This is a genomic window from Halolactibacillus halophilus, assembly GCF_900115605.1.
Lineage (GTDB): Bacteria > Bacillota > Bacilli > Bacillales > Amphibacillaceae > Halolactibacillus > Halolactibacillus halophilus.
Genome location: NZ_FOXC01000009.1, coordinates 1 through 11,908 on the forward strand (window position 1 = coordinate 1; position 11,908 = coordinate 11,908).

Below are 11,908 nucleotides of genomic sequence, written 5' to 3' on the forward strand. Positions count from 1 at the left end.
ACATTTAGGCAGAAATAAGGTGCTAGTGAGTTATTTAAGTGAGCAATCTCTGTCTCACTTAAAATCCCTTCACCAACACCAAATATTATACAACCTTTAATTTTCACAAATATGAAAACCCGTATCAAAAATAATATAAAAACACCACCTCTAACTAGAGGTGGCGTTAAACTTATTGTCCCATATCTTTGACTTTCATAATCCGTGTAATGCTTGCACGTTCATCTTCTTCAAGTTTCATTTTAATATAGTGAATCGTTTCTTTAAGCTGAGGAATTTTTAAGTATTCCAAAGCATTTACACGACGGCGTGTCTTCTCAATTTCATCAGCCATTAATTGACACGTTTTTTCGATTTCAGAAAGCTTTAATAATTTAGGTAAAATAATGTTAATACGATCAATTGAATCATCAAGTTCACTGTTTGAGTTTAGTAAACCGTATTGCATTTCTGATTCTTTGTCATCTTCATCAACAGTAAAGTTCATTTCTGGTACCATGACACTCATAATATTCTTTTCTTGAATATCAAGAGTGATTGATTTATCTGGTACCGCAAATAATTCTTCAATAAACGCTTCGTTTGTAAGTGATTTAGCGACAACAAAGGCTTCCATTGACTCTGTTAACTCTTTTTCTACTTCATCACGTAACGTATTATTTTTCCGAATCAATGTAATGAACTGTCGCATTAACTCATCTTGTTTATCCTTTAAAAGCTTGTGACCTCGAGTTGATATCGCTAACCGGTCTTTTAAGTTGGAAAGCTCCATCCGTGTTGGCTTGACATTTAATCTAGCCATAGGTCAATCACTCTCCTTCCGGCATAAACTCTTCGATCAGTTCACTACTAATACGTTTAAGCTCAGTACGAGGTAAGATTGAGAGTAATTCCCATCCTAATGTTAAGGTATCCTCAATTGAACGGTTCGTATAGAACCCTTGATTAATATATTCTGCTTCAAAGCGCTTCGTAAATTCTACGTAGAGTTTATCTGTATCAGATAACGCTGATTCACCAAGAACCACCGCCAATTCTTTCGCCTCAATACCTTTAGCATAAGCTGCGAATAACTGGTTCATTGTCGGTGCGTGGTCTTTACGTGTTTTACCTTCACCTGTACCTTTATCTTTTAGACGTGAAAGTGATGGTAACACGTTAATTGGTGGCTTAAGACCTTGCTTGTCTAAGTCACGGCTTAGAATAATCTGTCCTTCGGTAATATAACCGGTAAGGTCAGGAATTGGGTGCGTAATATCATCTTCCGGCATAGAAAGAATAGGAATCTGCGTTACTGATCCTTTCTTACCAACAAGACGTCCGGCACGCTCATACAGGGTTGATAGGTTAGTATAAAGATAACCTGGGTAACCACGACGACCTGGTACCTCACGACGTGCAGCTGAAATTTCACGGAGAGCTTCACAATAGTAAGTCATATCCGTCATAATAACAAGTACGTGCATGTCTTTTTCAAACGCCAAATATTCAGCGGTTGTTAGAGCCATTTTTGGTGTCGCAATCCGTTCGATGGCAGGGTCATTCGCTAAGTTAATAAACATAACTGAACGGTCAATCGCACCTGTTTTTCGGAAATCTTCCATGAAGAATTCAGCTTCATCAAAGGTGATACCCATAGCCGCAAATACAACGGCGAATTTCTCGTCGCTATTAAGAACCGATGCTTGACGCGCAATCTGTGCCGCTAATTCTTTGTGGGGTAAACCTGAACCTGAAAATACCGGTAGTTTTTGTCCACGTACGAGTGTATTTAAATGGTCAATCGCAGAAATACCTGTTTGAATAAATTCATCGGGATAGTCTCGCGCGATTGGGTTAATTGCTTGACCATTTACATCTAAGCTTGTTTCTGGAATAATGTCTGGACCGTCATCCATCGGTTCACCTAACCCGTTGAATACACGACCAACCATGTCTTCAGATACATCAATAGATAATGGCTTTCCACGGAAGCGTACTTTTGTATCTTTAATGTTGATCCCACTTGGCCCTTCAAAAATCTGAACCATCGCTTTATCACCATCAACTTCAAGTACTTGTCCGTGACGGATTTCGCCTGTTTGTAGTTGGACTTCGACTAATTCGTCAAATTTAACGCCTTCTACACCTTCTACGGCCATCAGAGGTCCAACGACTTCGCTAACTGTTTTATATTCCTTAAGCATTTTGCGTCATACCTCCTTCAGCAACAATGTTGTGAATTATTTCTTTTGCTTCGTCTTTAAGCGCACGAATTTGTTCAACATTATCTTCAGAGATAAATTTCGCGCGGGCAATCTTATCACGTAAGTCCGATGTACCTTCAAGGATTTCTTTGTAATAAGCGCCTAGACGCATAGCTTCACGTGCTTCTTCCTCAAATGAAAGAATCAAATCAAGCATATAGTATTGCTTTGTTCGTGATGTAAATGTATCAACATCATCAAACGCGTTCTGTTGGAGATAATCCTCACGTAATTGTTGAGCTATAACCATCGTTAGACGGTCTTTCTCAGACAGTGATTCAATACCAACAAGACGCACAATCTCTTGTAGTTCGGATTCTTCTTGTAAGATGTTCATTGAGTGCTGAACCATCTCTGCCCAATTTGTTTCTAACTCTTGGTCCATAAATTTACCAACATCATCTAAGTAAAGAGAATAAGATGTTAACCAGTTAACTGATGGGAAGTGTCGTTTTTGTGCAAGTGATGAATCAAGTGCCCAGAAAATCTTAACAACCCGAAGTGTGTTCTGGGTAACAGGCTCTGATGTATCCCCACCTGGAGGTGATACGGCACCAATTGCCGTGATACTACCTTCACGCTCTTCAGAACCAACCGTCACAATACGTCCAGCACGTTCATAATACTCAGCAATACGGCTACCAAGGTAAGCTGGGTAACCTTCATCACCAGGCATCTCTTCAAGACGACCTGACATCTCACGCAGAGCTTCCGCCCATCGCGAAGTTGAATCGGCCATGATTGCAACACTGTAACCCATATCACGGAAGTATTCTGCAATTGTAATACCGGTATAAATTGACGCTTCACGCGCCGCTACTGGCATGTTTGATGTATTAGCGATAAGGATCGTACGTTCCATCAGTGATTCCCCTGTATTCGGGTCAACCAGTTCAGGGAATTCGTTAAGTACGTCGGTCATCTCATTACCACGTTCACCACAACCAACATAAACAACTAAGTCGACATCACTAAATTTCGCAATCTGGTGTTGCACAACTGTTTTACCAGCACCAAATGGTCCTGGTACAGCTGCTGCCCCACCTTTTGTGATTGGGAAGAAGGTGTCAATAACACGCTGTCCTGTTAACATTGGCTTATCAGGGTTTAACTTCTTCTTGAACGGGCGTCCACGACGTACTGGCCAGCGTTGTAGCATGGTTACGTCTGTTTCACCGTTGTCTGTTTCAACTTTAGCAACAACATCTTCAAGAGAGAATTCACCCGATTCAAGTGCCGTTAATTTACCTTTTACCCCGTGTGGAATCATAACGCGGTGCTCAATAACTTTTGTTTCTTGAACCGTTCCAATGATATCACCCGGTTCTACCATGTCACCGACAGCCTTTGTTGCGTTAAACGCCCATTTATTTTGGCGGTCTAAGGCTTCAATATTAACCCCTCTAACTAAGAAGTTACTATCGGTTTGTGCTTTAAATGTATCGAGTGGACGCTGGATGCCGTCAAACATCTGCGACACAATCCCTGGTCCAAGTTCTACTGATAAGGCTTCTCCTGTTGTTTCAACAGGTTCGCCAGGTCCTACGCCTGAAGTTTCTTCATATACTTGGATTGAGGCAACATCATGACGCATTTCAATGATCTCACCAACCAATCTCATGTCCCCTACGTAACAAAGGTCTTGGATATTCGCATGTTCCATACCTTTTGCCATTACTAAAGGACCAGAAACTTTAACAATTGTTCCTTTCTTCAAATAAGTCCCCTCCCAAATTATAAGATGTTCTGTCCAACGGCTTTTTCCATGTTCTTTTGAATACGGGACTTACCAATATTCAGTGATCCCTTATGGTTCGGGATTAGGATAATTGCGGGTTGAACTTCTGCATCGTAACGTTTTATTGTATCCGGAATTTCCTTCGCCATTGCTTCTGTTAAGTAAATCACCCCATAGTTTTCTTCAGCAAGACGGTCAATCGTCTCACGGGCAACACGAGGTGTACTAGAAGCAAACACATCAAATCCTAAGATTTTAAAAGGTAAGACCGAATCTTTGTCTCCAACTACTGCAATTTTATGGGCCATAAATCGGTCGCATCCTTTCTCTAATAATACCTTCATCAATTTGATTGTCTTTACCAACAAGAATAAGTCGGAGATTAGCTACTTCTTTTTCAACGAAGAATAAGAAAGCAATCACCGGCATTGGGCCAAAGGCTTGGAATGTTGCTTCTTCCATTAATTCATCTACTGTTTCATCAATCACTTTATCTAATACCATTGGATCTAAATCATCTTTTTGATCATTAACAACCGCTGCTAGTCGAGCGGCATAAGGTTTACCAAGGTAGAGTTCATTAAGGACATGAACAGCACCTTGTTCACTTGCATCAATGATTGCTTTTTTGGATATCGAACCTGAACTAGATAAAACGGTATGAAGGAATGAACGAGATTTGTTTTGATGCAGACTTCTTACCACCGTAGATAAGTTATCCAAATCAATTAAAACATCGGCCATTTGGCTGATGGTTGGATTGTTTAAACGATCAGTAATTTTACGCATATGCTTATAGAAGTAAGTGTCCATAAAGACATCCGCTGCTTCTAGTCGGCCATATGTTTCATGATCTTCAATCGCAAGCCTCACACCTTCAACCATGACAGGGTTTAACTCATCAGATTGACGGGCATTCACCAGCTGGCGCAGGGCCGAAATGGGATGTTTGCCAATCGGAATGAGTAAGTGATCTAATTCAAGGCCAGTAAAGCGTTGCTTTAATAGCACTTTTAAATTGTGATAGCTATAACGAAGTGAGAAGATCTGAATCACCTCGGAATCTGGTGTCACTTCATAGAGCTCATCATAAATGTTTTTAACGCGTTGCATTAGAAATTCGTCAAAATTCTTATTTTCTAGAACATCGTGTTCATCAAATAAATAGTCAGTACTTTTTAGTACTTCCAGTGCCTCGCGTAAGTCCTCTGCCCGCAATAATTTTTCATAATCATCACGCAAGAGTAATTTTGTTTCATACACGCGAAGCAGTGTATTGACGCCTTTATATTGAGTGTCCTGCATTTATTCTCCCCCCTTATTCATTAGTTTTTAAATGCTAAGGTTGCAAGTTGTGGAGAAAATTCTTTCTTCATTTCCTGAACAAGCACATCAAAACAGAAGTTGTAATCAATCCCGCCTTCTTGCACGATAAAGCCAGCTTTACCTTGAATAGCCTCATCACTAGCAACGTTAATTGTCGGATAATCATTAAGGCTAGCTTTTACTTCTTCTGATTGAAAAACAGCTACTGAGCGTGAGCCAGGAACGATTTGCCACTGTTTATCTTGGTCAAGTTGTGACAGGACACCTGATAAGAAATTCGCAAATGTTTGATTGTCCCAATTCGCCATTTTTTCGGCAGCTTTATTGAAGACGTCATGTAACAAGGCTTGTTTCTTACCTAGGATAGCATTTCGTTTATTGTTCGCTAATGTCTGCGCTTCGCGTTCATAGTCATTTTTCATTTGGTTTTCGATTTGTTCTTGTCGATTCTTTTGACTTTCCACAAGCTTTTGACGTTGTTCTTCAACTCGGTCATTAGCAACTTCTTCGTATTGCTCGATTTTCTTTTGTCCCTCTTCTTTGGTTTTAGCCAAAATTTGTGCGGACAAAGCTTGTAAATCTTTCATAGTCCCCATCCTCTCACTAATATTTTATCTTATGCTAAAACAAGTAAGAAGGAAATAACGAACCCTAGAATTGCATAAGTTTCAACCATCGCTGAGTAGATGATACCTTTAGAGTTTTGTTCTTCTCTTTTTGCTAAGATTTGTACAGCTGCAGTAGATACACGACCTTGAGCAAAACCAGCAGTTAAACCAGTGAATGCGATAGGAAGTGCTGCCATAAGCATGTAGATACCGTCAGCTAAAGGCATTGCTTGGTCCATGTTTAAGTAAATCAAGAAACCAATTACGAAACCATAAAGACCTTGTGTACCAGGTAGTAACTGAAGAATAAGTGACTTACCAAATTTTTCAGGTTGTTCTTTAATAAGTGACGCTGCTGCCTCACCTGTCATACCTACACCACGTGCTGAACCCCAACCAGAGAAGATAACCGCAATCGCGATCCCTAATGCTGCAAAGATAAATCCTCCGTTATTTTCTACAAAAAATGTTAACCAGTTTTCCATAATAAAATTCCTCCATTACTTATGATTGTTTTTGATTTTTTAATTGAATATGTTTCTCAGCTGCTCTTAAAGGATTAAGGGCTTTACCGCCACCTTCATAGAACTTGCCGAAGAACTCAACAAAGATTAAACGCGCACCGTGCACATATGAACTAAGGAACGTGAGCCCTAAGTTAACTGAATGCAGTACGATGAATAAAATTGCCCCGATGGTAAAACGACCAACGCCTGGAATAAAGCCAATAATCATATTAAAAGCAAGGGCAATACTACCACTTGATACCCCTAAGGCCATCAAACGGGTGTAACTCACGATATCACCAATATAACCAGTAATACCATAAAGATTATAGACACCTAAACCGACACCAAGTGCTTTGTTTTCTGATCCAAGTGATGAGGCTAAAATAATACCTAATGCACTGGCGACAGAAATAATCGCCCCGATGGTACCGAGAATTTCACTGTCTAAAATCATATTACCGAGTAATAGGAGAATGATACCGGCAAAAATACCAATCCAACCAATGCCATCACTAAAGGCACCAAATTTATCTTTGTTTCTAAGTTTAAGGTAGGTGTTAATACCTAAACCAAAGAAAATTTGTACTAAACCAAAGATGACTGAAATAATTAAAATTGTAATAACATCATCGGTTGTCGATAACAAGACAATAGGCATGGCAGCCCCGAAGAAAGATCCATAAATTAATCCCCACAAAATCGTTGGGTAAGATAAGAGATGGAAGAAACGCATATTCTTCTTCATCGCTGGTTTAACTTCAGTGAATTTAAGAACAACAAATGTCGCAAGCCATAACAATAGACCGTATCCCACGTCAGCAGCCATCATACCAAAGAATAGCAGATAAAACGGTGCTAAAAATGGTGTCGGGTCAATTTCATTGTACTTAGGTAAATTGTACATCGCTGTAATACTTTCAAATGGTGAGACGTAATCGTTGTTTTTTAAAACAACAGGTACATCATCGTACTCCTCTTCCTTAACATCGTTGACATAAAGGACGTATTCCTCTTCATTTAACACGCGTTTCAGAGCGGTTTCCATGTGAGGCACTTCCTCTTCTTCTAGCCAACCTTCCATTATAAAGAGGTGCTTTTCATCAACTAAAAATAGTTTGCTACGTTCGCGTTGAAGTTTTGCTTCATAATACTCTTCTAAAAGCATTAATTGCCAAACTTCTGTCGACATTTTAGCTAACCGTTCTTTAATTGATTGTGATTCTTTCTGTAAAGCTTTTAACTCTTTATCAATGTCCTCTAATGCTAACCGAGGAGATTCTGTTAACTTTTCAGTAACAGGTTCAAAGTGCGCATCATTGAGTAGTGGTTTAATCGCTTCTTGGTCGCGACGGTCATAATAGACACTAACCCCTATCTCATCTTGCGTTTGATACACTTCATTGACATAGAGTAAATCTGATGCTTCCAGCATGGTCATGTATGTATTTTGATCATGCTGAGGAATGATACCAACACTACCTGTGACACGTTTCATTGAACGTAAATCATGTGCGCTTACATCGAGCTTTTTCCAATGCTTAAAGAAAGCTTCCTTGTCGTTTAATTCCTTTTTTCGTTCGGCAATTGTTTCCAATCGCTTGTCTAAATTAAGGACATCTTCCACAAGGGTTTTAGGTGAAAAAGTGAAAATCTCTTGTTCAAGTTCTTCCAAAGAGAATTCTTGTCTTTTTTCACGGAGCGTTTCTTTAAGTGGACGCTTTGGTAAATATGGCTGAACAAAGCTTAAAGCTGTCTGTACTTGATCAATTCTCGTCTCATACTTCTTAATAATGGTTTCTAAGTTATCGACTTCATATGGTGATACGTCGATATCACCTAAATCTGAAGAAGGTAAATCAACAACCTCGAAGCGTTGTAATGCTTGAATTGACTGCAGCAACTGATCTTTTTGTTCATGAAAAGATATGAGTGTTAGTTTTTTCATTTTAGCTATTGCCATATGTCCTCATAACCTCCTCAATGACCGCATCAACCAATTTGTCTTCTTTTTCTTTAAAATTCGATTCTAATTGGCTGACGGCTTGATCTTCTTCTTCTTTAATAGAAGCTTTTAACTTATCGAGCTTTTCTTCTTTCATTTTAGACTGTTCTTCTTTGAAAGTGTTGAGATCTTTTTCAACCTTTTCTTTCATTGATTGAATCGTCTCTTCTGTCTCTTGCTCCATATGTTTCAATTTGTCTTTGTATTCGCGTTCAAGCTCAATTGCTTCACGCTCAATTTGTTTGACTTGATCAATGGTATTTACACTCATTCTTTTATACACCTCCAATCATTCAGCAAGCTTTTAAAAAGTTTAAAAAGCTTCAAGCATTACTATTATATCTATTAAATCGACTTCGTTCAAATAATTTTGACTTAAATCGATGCGTGAACATATTCTAAAACTTAATATAATTAATAGGAAGAAGAAAAATAAAAATATTTTTCATAACGTGACTTAAGACCTAGAATCAAGTTGTATAAACATCATTTTTTTGGAAATTCATGATGGGTCACTCTTTGATTCTGTTAAAACAATTTTTGTATCTCCAATGATAATACGTCGGTCCTTGAGTAGTTTTCCTATTGCGCGCTTAAAGGCAGCTTTACTCATTTCAAATGTTTGACGAATAACTTCCGGATCTGTCTTACTTGTGTAAGGCATTTCACCGTCGTTTTGTTGCATATAAGTTAACAGTTTTTCTGCATCAACTTCTTGCGCCTCTTGTTTTCTTGGCAAGAGTGACATATTTAAGGTGCCATCTGGTTTGACTTTAATCACGCGTCCTTCTATCCATTCACCAATTCTTGGTTCTCGTTTTCTTTCTGTATGGTGAATAAAGGCACGGTAACCATCATCAGTAATCGCGACGGCTCCTTCTTTTCCGCTTCGGAATACCCGAGCACCCAAGTCTTGATTAAACAATGCATCCGTTGCCAAGTCCCAGTTACCTTCAAAGTCAGTTTCTGTCACCGGATCGGCTAGAAGGCGATTGTTTTTATCGTGTTTTAAAGTGACATATAAGACATCACCAACTGTTGGCCAAGCTGACATAAACTCTGGTAAGTCGTCATTTGACACTAGCACGTGCTTAGATGTGCCAATATCAACAAAGACACCAAGTCCAGGTTTGACTTCTGTTACTTCTGCCCAGTCAAACACATCGGTTGTAACATGAGGGATTGTTGTTGTGGCAATCAGTTGTTTTTGTTTATCATGATACAGATAAACATCGACGGCATCTCCCTCAGTAAGTTTTGTGTCACCCGCTTCATTGGTATGAAGCAAGATTTCTAACGCCTCGTGGTCTGTATCTGTTAAAACATAGCCCGTGTCGATGACACGTTTGACCGTGAGTGTAACAATTTGTCCTGGTAAATAATTTTCCATTCGATTGACTCCCATCTTAATTGTATTTATAATTTAGGCACACAATACAATAACAACTTCTGTTATAGTACAATGAAAGGTGATGTTTTTAATTGATTTATGTTGATGCTGATAGTTGTCCAGTCACAGATAAGGTCATCGACCTTGCATCAAAACAGGACTTACCTGTGACATTAGTAAAAAGTTATGCTCATTTCAGTTTAAAGCCCCTTAATGAGCGTGTCGACGTTGTATATGTTGATCAAGAGAAAGAAGCCAGTGATTACCGAATTATGCGTTTAATCAAACCTAATGACGTTTTAATCACCGCTGACTATGGTCTTGCATCCTTAGCTTTAGCAAAGACGCCTCACATTATCCATCCTAGAGGCACACTCTACAAGAAAGATACGATGGATCAATTACTTCAGTCCCGCTACCTTTCAAGTCAAGTAAGAAAAGCCGGCGGCCGTATGAAAGGACCAAAAGCCTTTACTGAAAGTGATCGGGCACAGTTTATTGATCGTTTCAATCATTTACTCAGCCGGCTTTGACTCATCTGTTTCTGGCGCTTTTTCGGCTAGGCCACTTAAAACCCAACGGTTTGCCGTTTTATCATTGATTTCATATACTTTCCCTAACCTTAATAACTCAGACTTATATTGAGATTGAACCAGCATTTTTACTTTCATTTCATAAACCTCCATTAAAAAAATGGTTAACATAGACCTATACCATTTTTCGGTTGTATTTAAACATGAAAAAAAGAGGTGAAAACCACCTCTCTTACGTATTATAGCACATTAAATAAGCAGTTGGAATAAATCCTGGTCTTTATTTATTTCAATGTAACTAAAGCCTTTGTCATGCATCCGATCAATAAGTGGTCCATAGTCCTCTTTATACTTCAGTTCCACACCGACCAGTACCGGTCCGCGGTCCCGATTATTCTTTTTCGTATATTCAAATCGAGTAATGTCGTCATCACTACCGAGAACATCGGTTAAGAATGACCTCAGAGCTCCGGCACGTTGCGGGAAACTCACGATAAAGTAATGCTTGTAGCCCTCATAAATTAACGAACGCTCTTTAATGTCTTGCATTCGGTCGATATCATTATTGCCACCACTGACAATCACGACGACATTTTTACCTCTTATGTCGTCTTTGTAGTCCTCAAGTGCACTGACAGGCATAGCTCCTGCTGGTTCAGTCACAATCGCGTTTTCATTGTATAAATCTAGCATCGTTGTACAAATCCGTCCCTCGGGGATGGTCGCAAAGCCATCGACTAAAGGTTTAGCAATCTTAAAAGTTATATCGCCAATTCGCTTCACGCTAGCGCCATCAACAAATTTATCGACATAATCAAGCTTGACAACTTTATTTGCTTTAAATGACGCTTGCATTGAAGCGGCACCCGCAGGTTCCACCCCGATTATCTTTGTCTCTGGACTAATGTTTTTAACATAAGTGGCAACACCTGAAATAAGGCCACCACCTCCAACAGACATAAACATATGTGAGACCGGCTCATTGATGGCTTCTAGAATTTCTAAACCAATTGTGCCTTGTCCGGCAATGGTCCGTTCATCATCAAACGGATGAATGAAGGTCATATCATTGTCTTCACAAAACTGCTTTGATTCATCACTGGCATCATCAAACGTATCCCCTGTTAGAATGACATCAACAGCATCCCCGCCAAAGAACTGAACGCGGTCGACCTTTTGGCGCGGTGTGGTTGTTGGCATGAAAATTGTCCCTTTGATGTTCATCGCTTTACACGAAAAAGCAACACCTTGTGCATGGTTACCGGCACTGGCACAAACCACTCCATTTTTTAAATCGTCTTCTGATAGACTTTGCATAAAATTATATGCGCCCCTGATTTTAAATGAGCGGACGACTTGTAAATCTTCACGCTTTAAATACACATTGCAGTCATATTTTTCAGAAAGAATCGGATCAAGAAGGAGTGGCGTTTTCGTTACAACGTCCTTAATACGCTGATGCGCAATAATAATATCCTTCACATCGATTGGTTTTTCTGTTGGCATAATACATGATCCCTCCTGCTTGATAAATAATAGTATCTTCTATCCTATCA

The 11,908-nt window shown here is 39.3% G+C and carries 13 protein-coding genes; 1 reads left to right on the plus strand and 12 read right to left on the minus strand.

What is annotated here, in order from left to right; all coding sequences use genetic code 11:
• Window positions 1–172: 172 nt before the first annotated feature.
• From BM098_RS04760 to BM098_RS04805, 10 genes are all read right to left on the minus strand, one after another.
• Window positions 173–802, minus strand: a complete 630-nt coding sequence (locus tag BM098_RS04760; RefSeq protein ID WP_089830957.1) for a V-type ATP synthase subunit D — start codon at window positions 800–802, stop codon at window positions 173–175.
• 7 nt (window positions 803–809) lie between these two features.
• A complete protein-coding gene (locus BM098_RS04765; RefSeq protein WP_089830959.1) occupies window positions 810–2,186 on the minus strand; it encodes a V-type ATP synthase subunit B in 1,377 nt (458 codons plus the stop codon).
• Window positions 2,179–3,963 (minus strand): V-type ATP synthase subunit A, encoded by a 1,785-nt coding sequence (locus BM098_RS04770; protein WP_089830962.1) that lies wholly within the window; start codon window positions 3,961–3,963, stop codon window positions 2,179–2,181. Before BM098_RS04770 ends, BM098_RS04765 begins: the two co-directional genes overlap by 8 nt.
• A 17-nt stretch (window positions 3,964–3,980) precedes the next feature.
• Entirely contained in the window at window positions 3,981–4,292 is a 312-nt protein-coding gene (locus BM098_RS04775; protein WP_089830964.1) for a V-type ATP synthase subunit F, read from the minus strand.
• Window positions 4,282–5,289: a V-type ATPase subunit gene (locus BM098_RS04780; RefSeq protein WP_089830966.1), complete on the minus strand. Its 1,008-nt coding sequence runs from the start codon at window positions 5,287–5,289 to the stop codon at window positions 4,282–4,284. Before BM098_RS04780 ends, BM098_RS04775 begins: the two co-directional genes overlap by 11 nt.
• Before the next feature lie 20 nt (window positions 5,290–5,309).
• Window positions 5,310–5,897: a V-type ATP synthase subunit E gene (locus BM098_RS04785; protein ID WP_089830968.1), complete on the minus strand. Its 588-nt coding sequence runs from the start codon at window positions 5,895–5,897 to the stop codon at window positions 5,310–5,312.
• Window positions 5,898–5,926: 29 nt separating this feature from the next.
• A complete protein-coding gene (locus BM098_RS04790; RefSeq protein ID WP_089830970.1) occupies window positions 5,927–6,403 on the minus strand; it encodes a V-type ATP synthase subunit K in 477 nt (158 codons plus the stop codon).
• Window positions 6,404–6,422: 19 nt separating this feature from the next.
• Window positions 6,423–8,387 (minus strand): V-type ATP synthase subunit I, encoded by a 1,965-nt coding sequence (locus BM098_RS04795; protein ID WP_089830972.1) that lies wholly within the window; start codon window positions 8,385–8,387, stop codon window positions 6,423–6,425.
• A complete protein-coding gene (locus BM098_RS04800; RefSeq protein WP_089830974.1) occupies window positions 8,374–8,700 on the minus strand; it encodes a hypothetical protein in 327 nt (108 codons plus the stop codon). Before BM098_RS04800 ends, BM098_RS04795 begins: the two co-directional genes overlap by 14 nt.
• A 231-nt stretch (window positions 8,701–8,931) precedes the next feature.
• A complete protein-coding gene (locus BM098_RS04805; RefSeq protein ID WP_089830976.1) occupies window positions 8,932–9,819 on the minus strand; it encodes a CvfB family protein in 888 nt (295 codons plus the stop codon).
• Window positions 9,820–9,911: 92 nt separating this feature from the next.
• Between BM098_RS04805 and BM098_RS04810 the strand changes: the two genes are divergently transcribed.
• Window positions 9,912–10,352, plus strand: a complete 441-nt coding sequence (locus BM098_RS04810; protein WP_089830978.1) for a YaiI/YqxD family protein — start codon at window positions 9,912–9,914, stop codon at window positions 10,350–10,352.
• On the opposite strand, the gene BM098_RS13565 is transcribed toward BM098_RS04810, so the two are convergent.
• Together BM098_RS13565 and ilvA are read right to left on the minus strand one after the other, a co-directional pair.
• Window positions 10,335–10,490, minus strand: a complete 156-nt coding sequence (locus BM098_RS13565; RefSeq protein ID WP_186819683.1) for a hypothetical protein — start codon at window positions 10,488–10,490, stop codon at window positions 10,335–10,337. The genes BM098_RS04810 and BM098_RS13565 overlap by 18 nt on opposite strands.
• 111 nt (window positions 10,491–10,601) lie before the next feature.
• Window positions 10,602–11,858 carry a threonine ammonia-lyase IlvA gene (ilvA, locus tag BM098_RS04815; RefSeq protein WP_089830980.1) on the minus strand — a complete coding sequence of 419 codons (1,257 nt, stop codon included), beginning with the start codon at window positions 11,856–11,858 and terminating at the stop codon, window positions 10,602–10,604.
• Between the last annotated feature and the right edge of the window lie 50 nt (window positions 11,859–11,908).